The following is a 21,427-nucleotide window of genomic DNA, read 5'->3' on the forward strand; positions in this document are numbered from 1 at the left end:
CACCATCACAGCGACATGAGGAAGCGCAGGAGATCCGCGCGCGCCTGCGGCGTCATCGCACGGAAACGCTCGCGGGACGCCTGCGCTTCGCCGCCATGCCAGAGAATCGCTTCTTGCACGGTGCGGGCGCGGCCGTCATGCAGGAACGTGGCGTCGGGGTTGACCATCGCGCTCAACCCCAATCCCCACAGCGGCGGCGTGCGCCAGTCTCTCGGACCCGCGAGAAAATCCGGACGCCCGTCCGCCAGCCCGCCCCCCATGTCGTGCAAAAGCATGTCCGTGTATGGCGCGATGTCGCGGTTGGCCATCGCGCGTAGCGGCGCGAAGGCGCCCGTGCGCATCGACGGCACATGACACGCGGCACACCCGGCCTGACCGAAGTGGCGCTCGCCTCGCCGGACCTGCGCATCGTCGACGTCGCGTCGCGGCGGCACGTCGAGCGTGCGCTGGAAGTACTCGATGGCGTCGAGCTGCACCACGGTCAGATCCGGCTGGCCGTCGGTCGGCGCAGCCCGGCACTCAGTCTGTACCGCCGGGCACGACTTCGTGGGAAAGATCGGTGACGTGATGCCCAGATCGCCCACGAAGGCGCTGGCGATCTGCTGACGAATCGACGGCTGGTTCGCCTTCCATCCAAAACGCCCGACGACCTGCCGCTTCGCACTCGCATCCCAGACGCGATTGACGCGACCACGCACGCCGTCCGGCAAGCGACGCGCCGCCAGCGCACGAAGCGTGTCGTCGTCCACGGCTTCGAGCCATCCCAATCCGTAGACAGGAGAACCGACACGTACCGACGTCATCGTGCCTTGCCCCAGCGAACCGAACGCCAACGCGTCGATGCGCAGATGCGGCACGCGCAATGCTACGGTCTCGCCGCCCGCCAGCGTTTCCTTTCGCTCGGTGTATCGGATGCGCACCCGCGCTTCGGCAGGAACGCCCGGAATCGCCTTGTCGCCCAGTTGGTCGCCGTAATTCGGATGCTCGCGAGGCGCACCCGTCGCACTCTTGCCCGGCACGCTCAAGCGAACCAGCAGACCTCGCGGCGCCTCGTCCGGACCAGCCGGGGCGTTGCCGCGACCGAATTTGACGTGACAGGCAACGCACGAAATCTGGTTGTAGACCGGACCAAGGCCCGCGTTGCGGCGGTCCGCCGACGGATACACGACCCAGCTCTGCCGGAACAACGAGCGCCCCTCGGCGAACATCGCGAGGGATGCGTCGCTTTCATCCATCAGTGCCATCGGCTGACCGAACGCCTCGCGTGTCAGCGGCGCTGGCGTTTGCGCGATGGCGTCGCTGGCAAGCGTCCAGGCGATGACGGCCGTCGTCAGGCATACGCGCGACGCCAAGCGTGCATATCGCTTCAATCCTGACATTGCGCGCCGTCCGCGAGCCACTGTCGAACTTGCGTCGTACGTCCGTCGAGCACCTGTGACCAGCGGTCTTCCAATGCTTCGGCTTGCGCCTTGGCCTGCGGATCGCTACGTCGACGGTCGAACGTTTTTTGAAGTGCCGGATCCGCGGCCGTCGCCGCATCGACCGGCGCTTGTGCCAACAGCTGGCGTGCCTTCGCGACGCACCGTGCATCGACTGGACTCGTGACGCGCACCGTATCGCCAGACGCCGAGGACATCGTCTGCCAACGGGTCCACAGTGAGGTCAGGTCGGCCTTGCGGCGCGTGACGAAGACGTCGAACAGTGCGTTATCCAGCGCGTACCGCGACAGCCCCAACGTCTCCTCATACGTCACGTTGGCCGTGGCAGCGTTGGCCGCGAACGGATCGTAGGTTCCTTTGGGCGCGTCGCGGTACACGCCCGGACGCACGGGCAGCTTGCGCACGTCCGGCGCGAACAGCAGACGCTGCCCCTCGTCCGACAGGACAAAGGTGACGAACGTCCGTGCCGCATCGAGATGCTTCGTGTCACGCAGGATGCCGATGTGCGCTGGCGAGAATCCCGTGCCCGGTGGATAGACGAATGCCAGCGGCGCACCGTTGGCGATCGCCGAACTGGCGAAGAAGTCGATCGTCACGGCCACCGAAATCGGTGCACGCATACCTTGCGACAAGCTGGCGAAAGCGCCGCCGGTTTCTGCGAAGACGAAGTTCGGCGCGGCCTCCGATAGTAAGGCCCATCCGTCGTTCCAGCCTTGCGACTGAAGCAGCACATCGAGTAACGTCGGCGAGAAACCGACGCGGCTCGGCACCGGGAACAGAATGCGTCCACGATAACGAGGGTCCGTCAGGTCTTGCCACGTTTTCGGCGCAGGCAACCCCTGTCGGGCAAGCGCGGCCGGGTCGATCATGAAACCGAAGCCTGCGATCTCGGACGCCACGAAGCGCCCGCCCGGATCCGAGATGCGGAATTTGCCGACGTGAGACGGCAACCCGTTCAGGTCGACGTCGAGCTTTCGCAGCGAACCCTCTTCGCCCAGGTCGGCAAAGTTGCGCACGGCGGGCGACCAGTACACATCGACGCCCCCCTGCGCCGGTCCTTGCAGGTAGTCGTAGGCGTCGCGATGCTGCCGCCAAAGAATCTGCAAGCCGATCTCAGGATGCCGACGCTCGAACGCGCGCTCGAACGTCGCCACCACTTCTTCCGGATAACTCGTCAGGACGGTGATCGTCTCTCGCGGCGCACCAACCGCACCAACCGCGCCGCCCGCCACCACCGCCAGCACAAGCGCCGCCGACGCGCGCAGCCGCTTCACCCAGAACCCATTCTCTCGTTCGCGCATGGCCGTCTCCGTCAGAACGCGTAGTTCAGGTTGACGTAATAGTTGCGCCCCGCCTCGGGATACCCTTCGGTGTAAGCGTAATTACGATCGAAGATGTTGCGCACACCCAGCTCTGCTGTGACGTTGTGCACGACCTTCCAGGCCAGCTTGGCGTTCGCGATACCGAAACCTGCCGCCACGCGTCGGCCGTCACTCGAACTCACGCGCGACGACGTGAACTCCGTATCGCCACTCAACGCCACCTTCGACGTGATGTTCCACTTGCCGTACAGGAACAGCTTGTGACGCGGCACGTCGGTCAGCACGATGGACGGATCGCTACGATTCTGTCGATTCAGATACGTGTAATTGCCTCCGACTTCGACGGCATCGCCGATCTGACTGTTGACGGACAGCTCGATACCCTGCGCAACCACGTGGCCGACGTTCTGCATCTGCGTACACGGCGGGCTGCTGCAAGCGCTGGCCGGAATGGACGCGCCCTGAATCAGATTCCGGATGTCGCTATAGAACAGATTCACTGCGCCCATCGTGCCCGGCGCGATGCGCTCGCTGTAACCCAGCTCGACGTTGGTCGCGCGCTCGGGCTTGAGACCTGCGTTGGGAATCGCCGTCCCCATGCGATACGAGTAGCGATCCTTGATCGTCGGAAAGCGACTCTTCTCCGCGACACCAAAGTGCACCTTGCCCGTCGACGACGTCTTGTAGACGAACCCGACCTGCGGATTCCAGGCGTCGACGTTGTCCTTCGGGAAGCCCACGATCTGGTTCGCCGAGTTGACGTCTTCTGCCTTGCGCGTAATGCGCTTGTCGTAACTCAGCCCCACCTGCGCCGAGAACCGGTCGGTGAATTCGTGGGTGTCTTCGATGCCGAAAGACAGCGTCGCGTCCTCGAAATGCTGGTCCGGCTTGCCCGCGTTGGTTTCGTGGTGGTAGTCGTTCTTGATGTGCGCGGCGAACTTGAGCGCGTTCGCTGTGAACAGCTTCGTGCCGACTTCGGCGCTCGCGCCCCAGGTGTGGTCATCGTAGGACGAATTCGAAGACGACTTCTTGAGTTGCGTCGAGTAAGTGGCATCGTCATAGATGCTCAGGCCGTTCTTGTAACGGTCGTAGTACGCGCGCAGTTTCACGTAGCTATCGTCCCCGATCTGGGTGCGCGAGATGTAATACACGCTCTCCTTGTCCCAGTAGGGCCAGCGCCAGTAGCGCGGGGTCTGCGCAGGGTCGGTGCCCGCGTACGGCGGATTGCCCTTGGAGCCCTGCTGGTTGATGTAGTTGAGCGAGTATTCGTCGGTGGCGTTCGGTGTCAGACCGATCTTGACGTTGATCTTCTTGTCGCGATTGTCTGAGTTGTTGCGCCGTCCCGGGCCTTGTGTCGGCACGCCTTTGAAGGCGTCCGAGAGCGTGTAGAAGTCACGTTCCAGGTAGGAACCGCTCACCTGGAAGTACCACATGCCCTGGTTGCTGCCGAGATTGAAGTTGCCTTGATAACCGCTATTGGCCATCTGGCGGTCGAACATCAGCCCGCCGCCGATGTTGCCTTCGAATTTGCTCTGCGGACGCTTGCTGACCAGATTGATCACGCCGCCCAGCGTGTTCGGACCAGCGAGCACGGTGCTGTAACCCTTCTGCACATCGATCGCGCCGATGTCGAATGTCGTGAAACGTCCGAGGTCGACATAGCCGTCGTAGGACACGTAGACGGGAATGCCGTCGATCAGCAACGGCACCTGACGCATGTCGAAGCCGCGAACGTAGACCATCTCTTCATTACGCGGCCCGACCTTGGAGATGTTAACGCCCGGCAGCATGTCGAGCGCCGCTCCGACCGTCAGGCGGCTTGCCTGCTCGATCTGTTCGGCATCGAGCGTCTCGGTGCCGACAGGAACCCGTTCGCTCTTTGCCGTCACATCCACCCGGCCCAGCTCGAAGACCGGGTCTTCGGCCGCATACCCCACCGTTGACGACATCGCGGCCGCCACCATCCACGGAAGCTTTCGCTTCGACAGTTTTCTCATCGTAAAGCGCACTGCTTTTGTCCCCTCTCGTTCTTGTTGTTCGTCGCCGTCCGGCATCGTTATATATTTATTTATATAACGATTGCTGTGCCAAATGCCCGGCGCGGCAAGGCGCAACAGGACCCCGTCGGGTCCGGCCTGGGCAATTTGGGAACGGTTCGCGTGAAACGCGGTTGCGCCGTACGAAACAAATACGGCGTTGCGAGTGTAGGGGAAACGACGCGGCATGTGAAGCGGATCCAGCCCTATGACGAACATTCGGCGTCCGTGATAACGCTTTTCGAGACGGCGACGGACGTGCTCAATACATCCTCAGGACATCTACGCGCACGCGAGGGCTGTAACGCACCGTGCAGGTCGGATGCGGCCTCGCTAGAATGTCCGGCTTCACATTTGCGCCTGCCACGTCATGTCAAACCATCGCCCTCAGTGCTCGTCCGCATTGGCTCAGGAGGTCATCGACGCTCACATTGCCATCGAACAGTGGCTGAGCGGCCGCGCCGAACCCACGGCGCTCGAATCGCTGCTGGCGCGATTCTCACCGGCGTTTTCGATGATCGCGCTACCGGGCACTCGGGTTAATCGCGCCGCGCTCGACACCTTGTTCGGTCAGGGACACGGCAAGCGTCCCGGATTGCAAATCGTCGTTGACGAGGTCGACACACTCGCGGAGTCTCCGACGGGCGGTGTCGTGGTGTACCGGGAAACGCAAACCGACGGCGAAGGCCATACGTCGGTGCGTCGCTCCACGGCGGTGTTCGAGCGCGAGACAGACGGACACATCGTTTGGCGTCACCTGCACGAAACACCGGTTATCGCCAATTGATCGATGTGCTGCACGCGTCCATAGGTGAATTGCTACACTGGCCGTCAAGCGGCAATCGCCGTATATTTTCCTGTTGGGGCCACCCTGATGTACATCGTCGAACTGACCTACATTCAACCGTTGAGCGCTATCGATGCGCAGTTGCAGGCGCATCGCGCGTTTCTCTCCACGCAGTACGAGCGCGGGATCTTCATCGCCTCCGGACCGAAGGAGCCGCGTAACGGTGGCATCTTTATCGTCTCCGGTAAGGTTTCGCGTGACGAACTCGACGCGCTTATCGAGCAAGACCCGTTCCGAATTCATGGTCTCGCCGACTATCGCGTCACCGTCTTCGATCCGGTCAAGTTCCATCCGCAGATCGCCGATCTGCTCTGAGCGGCATCGACTACCGGCCCGCGTGTTCGCGACACCCCAAGGTGTTCTCGCGTCGCGCGGGCCGATTCGTTAGCGCCTTGGGCTCTTGCTTCAACCGTCCGTCGAGAGCGTGACCGTCTCCCATTGGCTGAACTCGCATTCCAACGCCTTCAGATTCTCCCGGACAAGTTTGAGCGCATCGCTACCGAGCAAGAGGTGCGCAGGCGGATGGGCCGAGTCGATCGCGGCGAGCATGGCGCGCGCAGCCTTCACCGGGTCGCCAAGCTGCTTTCCGCTCTTCTCCTCGCGGGCGCGACGCACCGGATCGAAGCTGGCGTCGTAGTCCGGAATTGAGCGCGGGGTGCGCGCCATCGAACGTCCCGCCCAGTCCGTTCGGAACGAGCCCGGTGCGACGGCAGTGACCGCGACCCCGAAAGGCTTGACCTCTTTGGCGAGACTCGACGAAATCCCCTCCAGCGCGAACTTACTGCCGCAGTAATACGCGATGCCCGGCATCGTGATATGCCCGCCCATCGACGTAATGTTCAGAATGTGACCGCGCCGACGCTCGCGCATGAACGGCAGCACTGCCTTCATCATCGCTACAGCGCCGAAGACGTTGACGTCGAACTGTCGGCGCATCTCGGACAGCGGCGATTCTTCCATGATGCCTTCGTGCCCGTATCCGGCATTGTTGATCAGCGCATCGACGGGGCCGACGTTGGCCTCGATCTCCGCCACCACACCATCGATGGCGTCGAAGTCGGTGACATCGAGCAGGCGACCAAACGCCGATGTCGGCGAAAGCGATTCGAAGTCTCGCTTCGCCTGCTCATTGCGCACCGTCCCAACGACTTTGTGTCCTGCCGCTAGCGCTTCTTGCGCCAGCGCACGACCGAAACCGCTACTCACGCCCGTAATAAGCAAGATTTTCCCGGATGACATCACCGCTGCTCCCAATAGATAACCAGAGAGTGCATACTAGTCTCATCGATAGTGCCATTTAAGCCGTGATTCGCTAATTTTCTTGCCTAAAACTATGAACGGAAAGACGTCGCTACGCAAACCATCAGGCACAGGCACAGGCACCGACACTCGCTCACGCACCATCGCCTTGTTGCGCGACCTCGCGCCGGCGGAGGGCTACAACCTGACGGCGTTGCCCAGCGTCCGCATTCTGCGTTCCGACCGGGCGCTGTCGCGCACGCCGGTCCTGTACGACCCGGGCATCGTGATCGTGTGTCAGGGGCGCAAGCGGGGATATTTCGGTGAGCAGTTGTACGAGTACGACGAAGACCACTATCTGGCCGTCTCCGTCCCCGTCCCTTTCAGCATGGAGACGGACGCGACGCGCGAGCGGCCGCTGCTGGCGCTCTATCTGCATTTGGATTTCACGCTGGCCGCAGAACTCGCGGCGCAGATCGATCGGGAAGGCATTGCCACGCATGAAGCCGCACCGCAAAGCATGATGTCCACGCCGATGGACGCACGGATGCAAACGTCCGTACTCCGCTTTCTGGAAGCAATGAGCGATCCGCTTGAAGCCGCCGTCCTCGGACATGGTCTGCTGCGTGAACTCTACTTCCGGGTACTCACCGGGGCGCAAGGCGGCGCGATGCGCGAAGCGCTTTCGATGCGCGGACAGTTCGGCCGGATCGGTCGGTCGCTGCGTTTGATTCATACCGGTTACGCCCAGCCGCTCGACGTGACGCAGCTTGCAGACGAGGCAGGCATGAGCGTGCCGAGCTTCCACAGTCATTTCAAGACGATTACGCAGGTCTCACCGATGCAATACGTCAAGTCGACGCGCCTGCATCAGGCACGGCTGTTGATGGTACGTCAGGATCTGACGGTTGAGGCGGCAAGCCACGCCGTCGGTTACACGAGCCCGTCTCAATTCAGCCGGGAGTTCAAGCGCCTATTCGGTCTGACGCCAGCCGCCGAAACGAGGCGCATGCGTGAGAGTTTCGCGATTCCAGAGGCGTTCGCGGATGGGATCTATGTGTCGTCTCATTGACGTTGTGGCGACGCCACCAAAGGAAAACGGGCTGAGATCTGCGCAGGACAGAACCCAGCCCGTTTCGAGCCAGCAAGCCGTTCGGCAATGCCGGGCATGTGCGCTCGGCATCGCCTATCGATGCAGTTCATGCACCCTTGTACAGCGTCATGTTCAGGTGGTCGATCTGGCCCGAGGCTTCGGCGCTCTTCAGTTGCGCCTGCACTTGCGCCGCGCTGAGCGTCGAACCGTTGTCCGGCGTCCAGTGAGCGGCCGACAGCGAATTACCGGTACTCGTCAGGATTTCATCGGTGCCTGCGGCGTAAGCGACGCCAGCGGTGCCGAGGGTAGCGAGCGAAACTGCGATCAGAAGGGCTTTCATGGTGTAACTCCAGAGGATGTAAAGGTTAGGTAACGCGCGGTGTGTTTCTGTTCCTCCGCCGTTGAAACCATTAGACCTCTCGGAGGTATCTGGCATTTGTCCGATGCAGCGTCCAGTGCAATCGTAAGTACCTGCAACGCTGCCAGACAAACTGCGATACAAAACGACCGTCGAATCCGTAGTTCCGGCTCAGGCCTTGAGTGACAATCGTGCCTCTAACCCGCCGCCCTCGCGGTTGCGCAGGGTGAGCGTCGCGTCCATCGCCTGCGCAAGCTGACGTGCAATCGCCAGCCCCAGCCCCGTACCGCCGGTGTGACGGTTGCGCGACGTCTCCACCCTCACGAACGGCGCGAACACCGCTTCCAGCATGTTCTCCGGAATGCCCGGACCGCTGTCAGTCACGATCACGTCGATCCCTCCGGCGCGGCGCGTCACGTCGAGATGCGCCTCGTTGCCGTACTTGAGCGCGTTGTCCACGAGGTTGCCCACAATGCGCCGCAACGCCTGCGGACGCGTCACGATCGGCTGCCCCACCTGCCCGGTGAGCGTGACGGGCGACCCCGCGTCCACGTAGTCGCAGACAAGACTATCCAGCAGCGAATCGAGATCCACCTTGCAAGGTGCTTCGGACGCCCCGTGCAGCGTTCGGGCGTACGTCACCCCTTCCTTGACCAGCGACTCCATCTCCTTCAGATCCTGTTGCAGACGCACCGCCGAGGTTTCGTCCTCCATCGTGTCGACACGCAGGCGCATGCGCGTGATCGGCGTCTGCAAGTCGTGCGAGATGGCCGCGAGAATCTGCATGCGCTCGGTCATGTAGCCGCCGATGCGATCCTGCATCGCATTGAAAGCCCGCGCGGCACGCGCCACTTCCGACGGACCGTCTTCGCTCAGACGCTCCGCCCGCAAATCCGGCCCCAACGTATCGGCAGCCTTCGCCAGCGCATTCAGCGGACGCGTCGCGACACGCACCGCCAGCCAGCAGCACCCGGCAATCAGCACCAGTTGCAGGACCAGCATCGCAGGCAGCCATCCGGAAAGCGGCAAGGTCGGCGTGGGGAAGACGTCGATGGTCAACGGCGAGCCATCGCTCAGACGCACGTGCGCCTGAAGCCGATCCGGGTCGCCGGGCACGCTATTGACCGTCACGGGATACGACACACCGATGGAATCTTCGATGACGCGTGCGACCTGCGCGGCCGCGCCCGCATCGGGCTTGCCACCTGCCGCACCGGTGCCGAGTTCGAAGCGATAGCTGCGACGCGCCAGACGTGGCAACCACTGCGCCCGCTCGGCGGCTGGCAAATGATCGAGCAACGCGACGGAACTGGCGACTTCGCTCTCGATGTACACGCTCATCATGTTCGACGTCACGCGATTGCGCTCGGTCATGGTGAGCCAGAACGAGAGCGCCTGCGCGAGCGCCAGCCCCACGAAGAGGATAAGCGCGAGCCGCGCGAACAGCGAGCGCGGCCAGCGCCATTGGAACGCCGCGGGAGCGGGGTCTTGTGTCAGGGTTGGAGTCATTCGGGCGCGGCGACGATGGTGACAGCCGAGCAGAACACATAGCCTTCGTTGCGCAGCGTCTTGATGTAGCGAGGCTCACGCGCGCCGTCGCGCAAGCGCTGGCGCAACCGGCTGATGAGCAGATCGATGGACCGGTCGAAGGCGTCGGCCTGTCTGCCCTGCGTGAGATTGAGCAACTGGTCGCGCGTGAGCACGCGTTGCGGATGATCGAGCAGTACGCGCAGCAGGCGATACTCCGCGCCGCTGAGCGCGACCTGCGTGCCGTCGGTATCGAGCAGGTGACGCGCCGTCGTGTCGAGCTGCCATTCCCCGAAGCCGAGAATCTCGGCCGTCTCCGTGACCTGCATCCCCGGCGGCAACATGCGCGTGCGACGCAGCACCGACTTGATGCGCGCCAGCAACTCACGCACGGCGAACGGTTTGGCCAGGTAATCGTCCGCGCCCATTTCGAGGCCGACGATGCGGTCGGTCTCTTCGCTGCGCGCGGTGAGCATGAGCACCGGCACCGCCCTGAACTTGCCCGCGCGAAGCTCGCGGCACAGCACAAGGCCGTCGTCGCCGGGCAGCATCAGGTCGAGCACGATGAGATCGGGGGCACCATCGGCAAGCACGGCGCGCATCTCACGCCCATTGGCAGCCACGCTCACACGCATGCCGTTTTTTTCGAGGTAGTCGGCGAGCAACTCCCGAATCCCGCGATCGTCGTCGACGATCAGCACATGATCGATTTTTTCCATGTGAACGATTATAGCGACGAGTCCCTACGTCCACGGTCGTCACCGGCACCCGCCAGATCGGGGGTTTTACGACGCCGTGAACGCTCCATCTCCGGCAACACGCGGCGGCTCGCCGGGGCCAGATCGCATTGCAGCGGATGGACGGCTTCCGTCGTCAGGCCACCCGCCAGAAATGCAAGCACGCTCAGCAGACGTTTCATGCGTCCCCCACCACGGAGAGCTTTTGGCCGTCGGCCACAGAGGCTTCCAGAGCGTAAGGGTCGATGCCGTCGAGACATCCGATATTCGCGCGCCACATGCCGGGCATGGTGCGCGACGCGTGGAACGGGTAAATGCCGCAGTGCTTGCAGAAGTAGTGCTTTGCCACGCGCGTATTGAACTGATAGCAGGTCAGGTCGTCCGCACCGGAGAGAATGCGCAGATTGGCTTCCGGGAATGCGGGCGTCATCAACGCCCCCTTGCGACGGCACAGACTGCAATTACAACGCGCGGCCGGTTCGACCGGCGTGACTACTTCAAATCGGACAGCGCCACAGTGGCAGGAACCTTGCAACGTTTCGGACATGGATCGACTCCCGGATAAGCCCGCGCCGACGGCACGGTCGTTGGGAGCTTTATAGCGCAATCGGTCGCGCCTGTTATCCCCGTTTGTATCTCAATGTATCTGGATGGCGCTCCGATACACGACATTGCCGAAATGAGGCTTTTTGCACACATGGCAGATACGCGCGGACAGTGAAATACGGCTACCGACTCACCAAACCCGTTGCACTGTTCACAGGAGAAGAACTGCCATGTTGACGCTACTCAGAAGTGCCTTCGTCGCCCTCGCCCTCACCGGCCTTACCGCTTGCGCGCCGTCGCAGGCTCGTCCGATCTCCGGCGGCACCGCGCCCGAGTTCACCGGCATCGACAACTGGATCAACAGCCAGCCGCTCACTCTGTCGCAGTTGCGCGGCAAGGTCGTGCTGGTCGATTTCTGGACGTACTCCTGCATTAACTGCATCCACACCACGCCTTACGTGAAGCAGTGGTACGAGAAGTACAAGGACCAGGGGCTGGTCGTGGTCGGGGTGCACACGCCGGAATACGCTTATGAGCGCGATACCAAAAACGTGCGGGATGCCGTGCGCCGCGCAGGCATTACATACCCGGTCGCGCAGGACAATCGCTACGCCACGTGGAAGGCCTACGACAACCTCTACTGGCCCGCGTTCTATCTCGTCGACAAGTCGGGCAAGATCGTCTACACCCACTTCGGCGAGGGCGATTACGACAAGACGGAAGCGGCTATCAAGGCGCAGTTGGCGGCCCAACCGTCGTAATCAGGTCGCAAGAGTGTCAATTTCGTAAGCGTGAACCCTTCAGTGGCGGGACGGTGAACGGCTCTCGCCGCTTCTGAAGATCGACGAATATGTCCCGGTTACGGTCTCGGACAGCCAATCGAGGGCTTAACGCACCAATGCCTCGTGCTGCGAGCACAACGCATCGAAGTTCTGCGCCAGATCGGCGAGCGACACGGCACCGAGCCTTGCGATAAGGATCGCTTCCGCCTCGCGCAACGCCCCGTCGAGCGCCGCGTTCACCGCGCGCTCGACGGCGCATTCGGGGTTGTCGCTTTCCACGCCGATGGCGAAGATGTTCGGACCACCGACAGCGCGATGAATGTCGAGCAGCGTCACCTTGTGCAAATCACAGGCGATGCTCCAGCCGCCCCCATGCCCTTTGTCCGAGCGAACATACCCGGCCTCGCGCAACCCCGCCATCGTGCGCCGGACCACAACGGGATTGGTGCGCAGCATCTGCGCGAGCTGTTCGGACGTGAACGGTGCGTCATGCCGCGCCATATGGAGCAGCACGTGGAGCATGCGCGAGAGTCGACTGTCGCTTCTCATCGTCGCCCCTCGCTCACAGCGCCTGACGCGCGAACCACGCGTGAATCAGCCCGCTCTGGAAGAAGCGCACCGGCTCGTCGAAGCCGCCTTCCCAGATGATGTCGTCCATCGCCTCCGGCGGCACAACAGCCACCTGCGTCCCATAGATGGCCTTCGCCCGCTCACGCGCCTCGGGCGACACCGACATCATTCCGAACCAGACTTCCAGCAGCCGTCGCCCCGCTTCCGACGTCATGTCGCACGCCAGATCCGCGCTCGCAAGGTAGCCACCCGGTTTCAGCCGGTCTGCAATCCCGCGGAAGAACGCCCGCCGCTCGACCGGGTCCGTCACGAACTGGGAGACGAGAATCGACGTCGCGCCGTCGAACGGTTCGCTCTCGGGCAGCGAGTCGAGAAAGCCCTGATGAAAGACACAGCGCGACGCAATGCCTTGCGCTTCGGCTTTGCCGCGAAACACGTCCAGCATCGGCCCCGACGGTTCGACGGCGGTGAAACGCCACGCCGGATGGCGCTCAGCAAGATACAGAATCTCCGCGCCCGTTCCGGCACCGACACACAAGACCCTCGCCTCAGGCGGCAGCGACGCGAAAACGTTGTCCAGCACCAGTTGCAGCGCATCGCGCAACGGCGTCATGGCGCTCCAGGTTTGGTCGTACGTGGCTGCGTGCTGGTCAAACATCGCGATGGTGTCTTGCTGCATGGCTGGCTCCACATTCACGTAACTTTTGATGTTTCATCATGCCATGGGAGATGCGATGGATGCAAGTGCCTTGCTCGACAAGGCTGCACCGGGAGCGCCATCGAGGCCCATGCAATTTGATGGGTACCGCTAAATATTGGCGACTTCGGGTCGTTAATGCATAGGATTGGCCCGCTTTCCTTACCGGGCCTTACCAGAACCCTCTCGACGACACGTCCCCCCGATGACGTCTATCAACACAGCAGCGAATCTGATTCCTCTGACGACGAGCGACATTGCGTCGCGTGCCACAAGTCCGAGCGCAGTGTCCGGCACGGTCCCCACTGGCTCCGGTGCTTCGGCAGTCGCGGAATCCACCCGCGTCACACTCACGCAGACCCCGCCCGTCGCCAACTGGCCGACGTACACCCAGCCTGTCGCCAACGGCGCCGCGCTGAACTGGCGGCAGTTGCCCTCGGATGCCATCTCGCTACTGATGTCGGGCAACCTGTCGACGACATCGCTGGGCAATCGCCTCGATCAGCTTGGATCGAAGCTGATGTCGACCATCGCGACGGGCGCTACGTCCTTCTCGCAAAGCGTGGTGCGCTCGACATCTGCCACGCCCGCCACCGAAGCCGATCTGGCGCTACAGCAATTCAAGCAGCAAACGAGCGCCGATCATCAGTTCGCGCTGACGGTCACGACCGCCAGCGGCGCGCAGATCAACGTCAAGCTGGGCAGCAGCGACGACGGCCTGTCCGTCGAGTTCTCCGTCACGAAAGGCACGTTGACCGACGCCGAACGAGACCAGCTCGGCAAGCTGGGAGACGCCTTCCAGACGGCCGTGAACGGTCTCGCCAAGCAACCGCCGGTTGTGGACTTCAGCGCACTGACGGGCTTCGACACGTCCGTGCTCACGTCGGTAGATCTGAACGCTACGCTGAATGCCAACGGCACCACGCCGCAGCCCTTCGTGTTCCACGCGGACGCCACGCAACGTTCGATGCACGTCGACGGCGCGAGCGGCAAGTTCGACGTCGACGTCGACCTGAAGAACTTGCAAACCATTGGTAGCCCGAAGGCGCAAGCTGCCGCACTGAACGCCTGGCTCACCCGCTTCGACACCGCGCAGGCGCGAGGCAACGGCGATGCGTCGCTCATGAATATGTTCAAGGCCGCGTTCACGGGTCTGAACAGCCATTACCCGAGCGCGTCCAACCTGCCGCGCATCACGCTTAGCAACGCGGACAAGGCTACGCTGAGCGGTCTTGCAGACTTCAGCGCTTCGCTGTCGCAGACGAAGACGTCGCCGAATCCGATGCGTCCGTCGGAAGTCGACGGCTTCGATTACCAGATCTCGCAGAGCACTCAGATCGGCGGCACCGATACGCTTAACCGCAAGATTCAGCAGCAAACGCAGGCCACGCTGAGCGCGAGCTATCACCGCTCGCTCTGGGCTGGGGTGCCGTTGCAATTGACGAGCGATCCGAAGTCGCAGAACTACGAATACGTGAAGGTGCAGGATTCGGCATCGAGCAATGTCGACGTGAGCTATCGCGACGGTCTGCTTGCCCATGCTCACGTCAGCCGCTCGGCCAGCCAGAAGACGCAAGTGCAGCGCTATGAAATGGCCAAGCTGGTGAGCGACGTCACCACGCCGCTGTCGGCGTCGAGCACGTCCGATCTGATGACGTTGCTTCAGTCCATCATGCAGAACGATGCAGCGGGCACCGGCGACGACACAGCGACCGACGCCGTGCGCAAGCGCACTACGCTGGAGATCGATCCCCTTCGTCTGGACGGCAAGCGCAAGTCGTAAGCACGACATTCGCACCGCGCCATTGCTCTCGGCGCGGTGCGTTCCCCCCTAATACCAGTTGACGCCTGGCAACGTCAGTTACCCTGCCCTTGAGCAGAAACCGCGGCGGCGTTGCCACGCTGGCGGTACCAGACCGCATACACCACCGACAACGCGATGACGAACGGCACACCGTAGACCAAGGTCATGCGGAACTCGTCGGTGAAGTACGTCGTGACGAGCGTAGCCAGCATCAGCAACGCGCCCGCCAGACTGGCGTACGGATACCCCCACATGCGGAAGCTCAGCGATTTCGCGTCGTGCGCACGACGGAAGAACAGATGCGTGACGAAGATCATCAGCCACGTAAACATCGCACCGAACATCGACACCGACATCATCAGCGTGAACGACGCCTGCGGTGCGAGCACGTTGAGCGCCACGGCCAATGCAATCCCGATGGTCGAGAGCATGAGCGCGGCGACCGGCACGCCGTTGCGGCTGACTTCGCCGAAGCGGCGTGGCGCATACCCTGCACGTGAGAGCGAGAACATCATGCGTGTGGTGATGTAGAGCTGGCTGTTCATCGCGGACAGCGCCGCGACCAGAATCACCAGATTGATCACGCCCGCTGCGCCCGGAATATGCGTCGCGGCCATCACCTTCACGAACGGACTGCCGTCCTCACCTGCTGCGTTCCACGGCACGATAGCGAGCGTCAGCGCGAGCGTGAGCAGATAGAAGAACACGAGACGGAACATCGTCGCGCGGAAGGCCCGCGTGATCGCGCGCTGCGGGTCCTGTGCCTCCCCCGCCGCCACGGCAATCATCTCGATGCTCAGATAGCTGAAGATCGACACGATCACCGCCACCCACATGCCCCACGCCCCCTTCGGGAAGAAGCCGCCGTGCGACGTGTAATTCGCCAGCCCGATGCCACTCTCCGCCGGGGCGCGGAACACGATGTACGCGCCGAGGATCAGGAACGCGACGATGGCAACGATCTTGAGCATCGAAAACGCGTACTCGACCGCGCCGAACACCTTGACGCTCGCCGCATTGATCGCGATGAGGCCGACCGAGAAGCCGACGATCCAGTACCAGCCCGGCACGGCCGGAAACCAGTACTTCATGTAGACGGCAATGGCCGTGACTTCCGTACCCACGGCGAAGACAATCGACGACCAGTAGCCGTAGCGCACCAGAAACCCGGCCAACGGCCCGATGTAGTGCTCGGCGTACGCGCCGAACGAGCCGGACGTCGGATGCGCCACGGTCATCTCCGCGAGGCAGCCCATGAGCAGCAGCGCAATCGCACCGCCAATGGCATAGCTCAGCAGGACGCTCGGCCCGGCAAAGCCGATGGCGAACGCGCTGCCCAGAAAGAGGCCGGTGCCGATCGCACCGCCAATCGCAATCATCGATAACTGCCCGCTGGTCAGGCCGCGGTGCAGCCCCTTTTCTCGCTCGACAATGCTGTCGAAGCCCGGTTGTGTCGTACTCAAGATCGTCTCCTTATTCCTTGCGTTACTTCGCTATTGCGGTATTGAAATGACTAAAAAGTGTGTTCGATGCCGAAGCCGATGCCCCGGTAGTGCGCACCGGGCGGTGCCGCACCGCCATTGGTGGCGCTGAAGTTCGGACGTGGCGAAAAGCCATAGCTTCCCCAGGCCCGGTTAATGACCTGGTAATAGGCGAGGTACACGTCGGTGCGTTTCGAGAAGTCGTAGCGATAGCCGAGGTTCATCTGCGTCGCGCCGAGGTCAGCGGTGCTACACACCGCACCGCCCACACGCGAGCAAGAGCCGTTCATCGCATAGCCGCCGCCGAGCCAGACGGAGTGGCGTCCCCCGCCGAAGAAGTGCTGGACCATCGCGTAGACGGCGTCGCGGCGGTAGTGGTTAAGGTTGCCGCTGGTCCCGTCGTCCGTGCGATAAGTCAGCCGGTCCCAGCCCGCCACCCACTTCGTGTTGGCGTACGTGAAGACGACCAGCACCTTGTGGCCGTCGTCGCGAGACCCTTTGGCACGTGAACCGACATTCGACGGATTCGCGCTCGCCGGTGCGCCGAGCCACGCGAGACCGAAGTAGTCCTTGTGCATCTCGTACGCGTAACGCACGCGCAGCGGACCGTTTACGTACTCCAGCCCCGCGCCGAACACTTGTGGAGAAATGCTGCCGGCCGGTGTCGTCACGCTGCCGTTCGACAGCGAGTACGAGAAGCGCATTTGCAACCCGTACCACTCGGGTGTCCAGTACTGAAGGCTGTTGCCCTGACGTCGGTTGAACGTCGCATCCGACGCGTTGTTGACGCGCCCGGATTGCGTCGTCGTATTCGGCACGTTGAAGCCCGGATTGCTCAGGATGGTGCTGAGGTCGCCCGTGTAGGGATTGCGCACCGGCGAGCCGACGGACAGCGTCGACCACTGATACGGCGTGTCCCAGTTGCCCAGAAATGCCGTGCCGAACGGCCCCTTCAGCCCAACGTTCGAGTTGCGATTGCCGATGGAACCGGCGGCCTTGCCGTCGATGGAGACCGGCGTTTCGATCTGCCAGATGGCGGTATAACCGTCGCCGAGATCTTCCTTGCCTCGCATGCCGAAGTACGAAATGCTCGAGAGCATGCGTGTGCCGCTCATCTCCGGCACGTTGATCGCGCCTGCGGGCGCTTGCGTCGGACGCGGCGCGGAGGCCGGCGCCTGACGTCCGCTCACGCTGACCCAGTCCGTCATCGGCGTGAGATGTCCGTAGATCTGCACCTGCGCCTGCGACATCTCGCAAGCGCCGAGTCCGACGGCCATCGCCAGCATCGCACCTGGCATGCGCGCGCCAACGCGCGCAGACCCCGAACGTGCTGCACGACGAGTGTCCCGTCGGCGTGAGAACCGATGCCGCAACGCGCCGCGCATCGTCGCTTAACCCGGCAACGTGAAACCGCAAGCGGCCAACTGCGCAAGCAGCCGCTCGTGTTGCTCATCCGACAACTGCGTGAGCGGCGGACGCACGCGCGACCACGCAGGGTCGTCGCGATGCGACGCCAGCACAGCCTTGAGCGCCGGAATCATGGGGTACGACTGCACGATGCTGCGCACGGCGTCCGCTTGCGCCTGAAGCGCAGCGCCCGCATCGCCCGCCCACTCGCGACACAACCGTCCGATGACTTGCGGGTTGACGTTGACCGTCGCCGAGATGCATCCCTTCGCGCCTTTGGCCGACGCGCGCGACACGAGCGACTCGGACGCCGGGAAGATGCCGAAGCCGGGGAACGCGTCGAGCATGGCGTTCAGGTTGTTCCAGTCGCCCGAGCTGTCTTTGATACCGACGACCGTCTGCGGGAAGTCGCGAATCAGCCGCTCGATTACCGACAGTGTGATCGGCACGCCCGACAACGCGGGGATGTGATACAGGTACAGCCGCAGACGCGCATCGGCCACTTGCTCGATCACGCGGGCGTAGTAGTCGTAGAGACCGTCGTCCGAGATGCCCTTGTAGAAGAACGGCGGCAACATCAGCACACCGGCGCAGCCGCGCTCGACGGCATGACGCGTGAGCGCCACCGTTTCCGGCAACGAGCAGCAACCCGTGCCGGGCAGCATGCGACGCGTGTCGAGACCGTTGTCGACGAGCAGGTCGAGCAACGCCATGCGCTCACCAAGTCCGAGCGAGTTCGCTTCGCTGTTCGTGCCGAACGGCGCGAGACCGACACCTTGCGAGAGCAACCATTCGCAATGTGCGAGAAAACGGGGGGCATCCGGCGTCAGATCCGCGTGAAACGGCGTGACGACGGGCGCAAACGCCCCGGTCAATTCGTGATCGACCATGACAGTTCCTAAGAGAGAGGGAGAGAGCTGCGGCGCTGCCGTCGCCGAACGTCCCCGTTCAGCGATTCAGGCAGGCGCGGACCGCATCAGGGAGATGGGTTGATTTCGTGCAGGAATTGCAGAATTTCGCGGCCGAGCGAATCGTCGCCCGTGTCGAGATGCGCGACGACCGACGTGTGGTTGTGGTCGTGTACCTGAACGAAGCGCGGCGCGTGCGCATCGCGTCGGGACAGCCGATGACAGAATTCGAGCGCGTAAGTATCGAGATGGGGATTCTCGAACTCGGCAACGACCGTCATCACCGGCACCGGCATGGCATCGACGTGCGCCATCGGGGCGTCCGCCTCGTGACGCGCTGCGTCGTCGCCGTAGTAAGCGATGACACCCGGGGCGTTCGGATTGTCCGGCAGAACGTCGGCACGCAGCCGCGCACTGATCAGCACGGCCCCTGCCACTTCAGGTGCCGCCGGACGCACACGTGGATCGCACAGATAGCTGGCGACGTGCGAACCGCCCGCCGAATGCCCGATCAGCAGGATGCGGGACAAGTCGGCCCCGCCCTCACCCGCATATTGCGCGATGTGCTTGCGGATCCACCGCATCGCCAGCCCGACATCCTCTGCGCCGCCCGGGAACGCGGCCTCCGGCGCGAGCCGATACTCCACGTTGGCGGCCACGCAGCCGTGACGCGCGAAGTAGCGCGGCACGTTGCCGTAGATCTGCGCGTTGGCGTTCATATCCCCGCGCACAAACCCGCCGCCATGAACGAAGACCACAACGGGTGCGGGTGCGGGTGCGCTCGCCGGTCCGACCGGCGCTGTCGGACGGTAGACGTCGAGCCGATGCCGCGCATGCGGACCATAGGCCAGGTCCCGCTCGATGGCGAAGCCTTCCGTCGACGCCTTCGCCAGCAACGGCGTATAGGTGTCGAGCACAGCACGGCGTCCAGCGGCGATGTCGTCGGTCCACGAGGGGCCGAGCACCCGCATGAGCGCGCGCGCGACTTCCCATTCGGCGGCAGCAGACGTCTGTCCGTCCATCAATAGACTCCCATCAACTGCGACAGCTGCGCGATGTACCCGGCGTAGCGCGGATGCTGCTTGATCGTCTGCGGCGAGCGCGGCCGCGGCAGATCGATCACCACCTCCTGCTCGACCTTGCCCGGACGCGCCGACATCACGATCACGCGATCCGACAGGAACACCGCTTCCTCGATGCTGTGCGTGACGAGCAACACCGTCTGCCGATGCTCCTGCCAGATGCGCAGCAGCTCGACGTTCAGGTTGTCGCGGGTGAGCGCGTCGAGCGCGCCGAACGGCTCGTCCATGAGCAGCACTTTAGGTTCGAGCGCCAGAATCTGGCCGATGGACGCGCGCTGACGCATGCCGCCGGACAGCTCGTGCGGATGATGGTCTGCGAACTGCGCGAGTCCCAGCATCTCCAGCAGCGCCGCTACGCGCGGCTCGCTCTTCTCTTTCGGAATCTTGCGCAGACTGGTGCCGAGCAGCAGGTTCTGTCGCACCGTGAGCCACGGCAGCATGTTGCTCGTCTGGAAGACGACGCCGATCTCGGGCACCGGACGCGACACGCGCTGACCCGCCACGCGCACTTCACCGCCGTCGTGCGTCACCAAGCCCGCCACGATGCGCAACAGCGTGCTCTTGCCGCAGCCGCTGGTGCCGAGAATCGACACGAACTCCTGGTCCGCGATGGAGAGCGACACGTCGTCGAGAATCTTCACCGGCGCAGTCTTGCGGTTCTTCGCCGGAAAGGTCTTGTCGATGTGGCGCACTTCGATCATGGCTTCCGACGTATGGGAGGCCGCGGACGGTACAACAGCTGCGCGCGTCGAATGCAGAGGCGTCACGATGTTCGCTTTCGAATTGGTCAGACCGCTCATACGTTGATCCCCCGCCACCAGACAAACCGCGCCAGCCGCTCGATGGCCCAATAGAGCACCACCGCCAGCAACGTCACCATCAGAATCGCCGCGAACATCACGTCGGTGCGTGCCGCCGCCGAGGCGAACACGATCAGATGCCCCAGCCCTTCTTCCGACCCGATGAACTCACCGACGATGGCGCCGATGACCGCGAGCGGCATAGCGATCTTGAGACCGTCGGCAAACGCAGGCAGCGCCGCCGGGAGGTACAACCGCCAGAAGGTGTCCCACGGGCTTGCACCCAGCGCACGGAAGTGCTCGTCGAGATTGCGGGCCACGGACGCGAGACCGCCCATCGTCGCCACCACGACCGGGAAGAAGGCGAACAGGAACGTCGACGCCAGCTTCGAGGCAAAGCCGTAGCCGAACCACACGATCATGAGCGGCGCGAGCGCGATCTTCGGCATGCTTTGCAAAGCAGTGACGAGCGGGTACAGCGTACGGCGCGCGAACGCGCTGTAGCGGATGACCACACCGATCACCAGCCCGCCGGCGACGGCGGCGACGAACCCCGTCAGCACTTCGACGGTCGTCACCCACGTGTCCGCCAGCATCTGCGGGTGCACTTCCCACGCGGCACGAAAGATGGCCGACGGCGGCGGCATCAGGTACGACTGCACCTTGAAGTACGTCACGGCCATTTCCCACAGGGCAAGCAACACGCCCCAGAATACGATCGTCTGTGCGATGCGTTTCATTCGAATGTCTCC

At 63.2% G+C, this 21,427-nt stretch carries 22 protein-coding genes; 5 read left to right on the forward strand and 17 right to left on the reverse strand.

What is annotated here, in order from left to right; all coding sequences use genetic code 11:
- Positions 1–5: 5 nt before the first annotated feature.
- From PAN31117_RS03235 to PAN31117_RS03245, 3 genes are read right to left on the reverse strand one after another with little or no spacing between them, the layout of a single operon-like run.
- A complete protein-coding gene (locus PAN31117_RS03235; protein WP_150736949.1) occupies positions 6–1,379 on the reverse strand; it encodes a di-heme oxidoreductase family protein in 1,374 nt (457 codons plus the stop codon).
- Positions 1,367–2,740 carry an ABC transporter substrate-binding protein gene (locus PAN31117_RS03240; protein WP_150736950.1) on the reverse strand — a complete coding sequence of 458 codons (1,374 nt, stop codon included), beginning with the start codon at positions 2,738–2,740 and terminating at the stop codon, positions 1,367–1,369. The genes PAN31117_RS03235 and PAN31117_RS03240 overlap by 13 nt, the downstream gene beginning before the upstream one ends.
- 11 nt (positions 2,741–2,751) lie before the next feature.
- Complete coding sequence (locus PAN31117_RS03245; protein WP_246188895.1) at positions 2,752–4,758, reverse strand: TonB-dependent receptor plug domain-containing protein; 2,007 nt, start codon at positions 4,756–4,758, stop codon at positions 2,752–2,754.
- 409 nt (positions 4,759–5,167) lie between these two features.
- Between PAN31117_RS03245 and PAN31117_RS03250 the strand changes: the two genes are divergently transcribed.
- Together PAN31117_RS03250 and PAN31117_RS03255 are read left to right on the forward strand one after the other, a co-directional pair.
- Positions 5,168–5,584 carry a DUF4440 domain-containing protein gene (locus PAN31117_RS03250; RefSeq protein WP_150736951.1) on the forward strand — a complete coding sequence of 139 codons (417 nt, stop codon included), beginning with the start codon at positions 5,168–5,170 and terminating at the stop codon, positions 5,582–5,584.
- Between the two features lie 87 nt (positions 5,585–5,671).
- A complete protein-coding gene (locus PAN31117_RS03255) occupies positions 5,672–5,959 on the forward strand; it encodes a YciI family protein (RefSeq protein ID WP_150736952.1) in 288 nt (95 codons plus the stop codon).
- Between the two features lie 90 nt (positions 5,960–6,049).
- On the opposite strand, the gene PAN31117_RS03260 is transcribed toward PAN31117_RS03255, so the two are convergent.
- Positions 6,050–6,883, reverse strand: coding sequence for an oxidoreductase (locus PAN31117_RS03260; RefSeq protein WP_150736953.1), 834 nt, complete (start codon positions 6,881–6,883; stop codon positions 6,050–6,052).
- A 94-nt stretch (positions 6,884–6,977) separates the two neighbouring features.
- On the opposite strand from PAN31117_RS03260, the gene PAN31117_RS03265 reads away from it, so the two are divergent.
- On the forward strand, positions 6,978–7,955 hold the full coding sequence (locus PAN31117_RS03265; RefSeq protein WP_150736954.1) for an AraC family transcriptional regulator: 978 nt from the start codon (positions 6,978–6,980) through the stop codon (positions 7,953–7,955).
- A gap of 127 nt (positions 7,956–8,082) precedes the next feature.
- On the opposite strand, the gene PAN31117_RS03270 is transcribed toward PAN31117_RS03265, so the two are convergent.
- The 5 genes from PAN31117_RS03270 to PAN31117_RS03290 all read right to left on the reverse strand — a co-directional run bounded on the left by PAN31117_RS03270 (position 8,083) and on the right by PAN31117_RS03290 (position 11,145).
- Positions 8,083–8,316 carry a DUF4148 domain-containing protein gene (locus PAN31117_RS03270; RefSeq protein ID WP_174990800.1) on the reverse strand — a complete coding sequence of 78 codons (234 nt, stop codon included), beginning with the start codon at positions 8,314–8,316 and terminating at the stop codon, positions 8,083–8,085.
- A gap of 189 nt (positions 8,317–8,505) precedes the next feature.
- Positions 8,506–9,843, reverse strand: a complete 1,338-nt coding sequence (locus tag PAN31117_RS03275; protein ID WP_150736956.1) for an ATP-binding protein — start codon at positions 9,841–9,843, stop codon at positions 8,506–8,508.
- Positions 9,840–10,580 (reverse strand): response regulator, encoded by a 741-nt coding sequence (locus PAN31117_RS03280; protein WP_150736957.1) that lies wholly within the window; start codon positions 10,578–10,580, stop codon positions 9,840–9,842. The genes PAN31117_RS03275 and PAN31117_RS03280 overlap by 4 nt, the downstream gene beginning before the upstream one ends.
- An 8-nt stretch (positions 10,581–10,588) precedes the next feature.
- Positions 10,589–10,780, reverse strand: a complete 192-nt coding sequence (locus PAN31117_RS03285; protein WP_150736958.1) for a hypothetical protein — start codon at positions 10,778–10,780, stop codon at positions 10,589–10,591.
- On the reverse strand, positions 10,777–11,145 hold the full coding sequence (locus PAN31117_RS03290; protein WP_150736959.1) for a GFA family protein: 369 nt from the start codon (positions 11,143–11,145) through the stop codon (positions 10,777–10,779). Before PAN31117_RS03290 ends, PAN31117_RS03285 begins: the two co-directional genes overlap by 4 nt.
- Before the next feature lie 229 nt (positions 11,146–11,374).
- On the opposite strand from PAN31117_RS03290, the gene PAN31117_RS03295 reads away from it, so the two are divergent.
- Entirely contained in the window at positions 11,375–11,905 is a 531-nt protein-coding gene (locus tag PAN31117_RS03295) for a thioredoxin family protein (RefSeq protein ID WP_150736960.1), read from the forward strand.
- 126 nt (positions 11,906–12,031) lie between these two features.
- On the opposite strand, the gene PAN31117_RS03300 is transcribed toward PAN31117_RS03295, so the two are convergent.
- Together PAN31117_RS03300 and PAN31117_RS03305 are read right to left on the reverse strand one after the other, a co-directional pair.
- The gene (locus PAN31117_RS03300; protein WP_150736961.1) at positions 12,032–12,475 is read right to left on the reverse strand and encodes an Rrf2 family transcriptional regulator; all 444 of its coding nucleotides are present in this window, start codon (positions 12,473–12,475) and stop codon (positions 12,032–12,034) included.
- A gap of 13 nt (positions 12,476–12,488) precedes the next feature.
- Positions 12,489–13,175 carry a class I SAM-dependent methyltransferase gene (locus tag PAN31117_RS03305; protein ID WP_150736962.1) on the reverse strand — a complete coding sequence of 229 codons (687 nt, stop codon included), beginning with the start codon at positions 13,173–13,175 and terminating at the stop codon, positions 12,489–12,491.
- 223 nt (positions 13,176–13,398) lie between these two features.
- On the opposite strand from PAN31117_RS03305, the gene PAN31117_RS03310 reads away from it, so the two are divergent.
- Positions 13,399–14,976, forward strand: coding sequence for a hypothetical protein (locus PAN31117_RS03310; protein WP_150736963.1), 1,578 nt, complete (start codon positions 13,399–13,401; stop codon positions 14,974–14,976).
- Between the two features lie 74 nt (positions 14,977–15,050).
- Here the strand turns inward: PAN31117_RS03310 and PAN31117_RS03315 are convergent, their stop codons facing one another.
- From PAN31117_RS03315 to PAN31117_RS03340, 6 genes are all read right to left on the reverse strand, one after another.
- Positions 15,051–16,460: an amino acid permease gene (locus tag PAN31117_RS03315; RefSeq protein WP_150736964.1), complete on the reverse strand. Its 1,410-nt coding sequence runs from the start codon at positions 16,458–16,460 to the stop codon at positions 15,051–15,053.
- Between the two features lie 50 nt (positions 16,461–16,510).
- Entirely contained in the window at positions 16,511–17,776 is a 1,266-nt protein-coding gene (locus PAN31117_RS03320; protein WP_174990802.1) for a porin, read from the reverse strand.
- Positions 17,777–17,869: 93 nt separating this feature from the next.
- Positions 17,870–18,775, reverse strand: a complete 906-nt coding sequence (locus PAN31117_RS03325) for a dihydrodipicolinate synthase family protein (RefSeq protein WP_150736966.1) — start codon at positions 18,773–18,775, stop codon at positions 17,870–17,872.
- Between the two features lie 86 nt (positions 18,776–18,861).
- On the reverse strand, positions 18,862–19,815 hold the full coding sequence (locus PAN31117_RS03330; RefSeq protein WP_150736967.1) for an alpha/beta hydrolase: 954 nt from the start codon (positions 19,813–19,815) through the stop codon (positions 18,862–18,864).
- Positions 19,815–20,675, reverse strand: a complete 861-nt coding sequence (locus PAN31117_RS03335) for an ABC transporter ATP-binding protein (RefSeq protein WP_246188896.1) — start codon at positions 20,673–20,675, stop codon at positions 19,815–19,817. Before PAN31117_RS03335 ends, PAN31117_RS03330 begins: the two co-directional genes overlap by 1 nt.
- Positions 20,672–21,415, reverse strand: coding sequence for an ABC transporter permease (locus tag PAN31117_RS03340; RefSeq protein WP_150736968.1), 744 nt, complete (start codon positions 21,413–21,415; stop codon positions 20,672–20,674). The genes PAN31117_RS03335 and PAN31117_RS03340 overlap by 4 nt, the downstream gene beginning before the upstream one ends.
- Positions 21,416–21,427 lie beyond the last annotated feature (12 nt).

The organism is Pandoraea anapnoica, assembly GCF_902459765.1.
GTDB classification, from domain to species: Bacteria; Pseudomonadota; Gammaproteobacteria; order Burkholderiales; family Burkholderiaceae; genus Pandoraea; species Pandoraea anapnoica.

Bases quoted from the DNA above. Each gene is read 5' to 3' on its own strand.
- PAN31117_RS03235 (WP_150736949.1), bottom strand. From the start codon at position 1,379: ATGTCAGGATTGAAGCGATATGCACGCTTGGCGTCGCGCGTATGCCTG.
- PAN31117_RS03240 (WP_150736950.1), bottom strand. From the start codon at position 2,740: ATGCGCGAACGAGAGAATGGGTTCTGGGTGAAGCGGCTGCGCGCGTCG.
- PAN31117_RS03245 (WP_246188895.1), bottom strand. From the start codon at position 4,758: ATGAGAAAACTGTCGAAGCGAAAGCTTCCGTGGATGGTGGCGGCCGCG.
- PAN31117_RS03250 (WP_150736951.1), top strand. From the start codon at position 5,168: ATGTCAAACCATCGCCCTCAGTGCTCGTCCGCATTGGCTCAGGAGGTC.
- PAN31117_RS03255 (WP_150736952.1), top strand. From the start codon at position 5,672: ATGTACATCGTCGAACTGACCTACATTCAACCGTTGAGCGCTATCGAT.
- PAN31117_RS03260 (WP_150736953.1), bottom strand. From the start codon at position 6,883: ATGTCATCCGGGAAAATCTTGCTTATTACGGGCGTGAGTAGCGGTTTC.
- PAN31117_RS03265 (WP_150736954.1), top strand. From the start codon at position 6,978: ATGAACGGAAAGACGTCGCTACGCAAACCATCAGGCACAGGCACAGGC.
- PAN31117_RS03270 (WP_174990800.1), bottom strand. From the start codon at position 8,316: ATGAAAGCCCTTCTGATCGCAGTTTCGCTCGCTACCCTCGGCACCGCT.
- PAN31117_RS03275 (WP_150736956.1), bottom strand. From the start codon at position 9,843: ATGACTCCAACCCTGACACAAGACCCCGCTCCCGCGGCGTTCCAATGG.
- PAN31117_RS03280 (WP_150736957.1), bottom strand. From the start codon at position 10,580: ATGGAAAAAATCGATCATGTGCTGATCGTCGACGACGATCGCGGGATT.
- PAN31117_RS03285 (WP_150736958.1), bottom strand. From the start codon at position 10,780: ATGAAACGTCTGCTGAGCGTGCTTGCATTTCTGGCGGGTGGCCTGACG.
- PAN31117_RS03290 (WP_150736959.1), bottom strand. From the start codon at position 11,145: ATGTCCGAAACGTTGCAAGGTTCCTGCCACTGTGGCGCTGTCCGATTT.
- PAN31117_RS03295 (WP_150736960.1), top strand. From the start codon at position 11,375: ATGTTGACGCTACTCAGAAGTGCCTTCGTCGCCCTCGCCCTCACCGGC.
- PAN31117_RS03300 (WP_150736961.1), bottom strand. From the start codon at position 12,475: ATGAGAAGCGACAGTCGACTCTCGCGCATGCTCCACGTGCTGCTCCAT.
- PAN31117_RS03305 (WP_150736962.1), bottom strand. From the start codon at position 13,175: ATGCAGCAAGACACCATCGCGATGTTTGACCAGCACGCAGCCACGTAC.
- PAN31117_RS03310 (WP_150736963.1), top strand. From the start codon at position 13,399: ATGACGTCTATCAACACAGCAGCGAATCTGATTCCTCTGACGACGAGC.
- PAN31117_RS03320 (WP_174990802.1), bottom strand. From the start codon at position 17,776: ATGCCAGGTGCGATGCTGGCGATGGCCGTCGGACTCGGCGCTTGCGAG.
- PAN31117_RS03325 (WP_150736966.1), bottom strand. From the start codon at position 18,775: ATGGTCGATCACGAATTGACCGGGGCGTTTGCGCCCGTCGTCACGCCG.
- PAN31117_RS03330 (WP_150736967.1), bottom strand. From the start codon at position 19,815: ATGGACGGACAGACGTCTGCTGCCGCCGAATGGGAAGTCGCGCGCGCG.
- PAN31117_RS03335 (WP_246188896.1), bottom strand. From the start codon at position 20,675: ATGAGCGGTCTGACCAATTCGAAAGCGAACATCGTGACGCCTCTGCAT.
- PAN31117_RS03340 (WP_150736968.1), bottom strand. From the start codon at position 21,415: ATGAAACGCATCGCACAGACGATCGTATTCTGGGGCGTGTTGCTTGCC.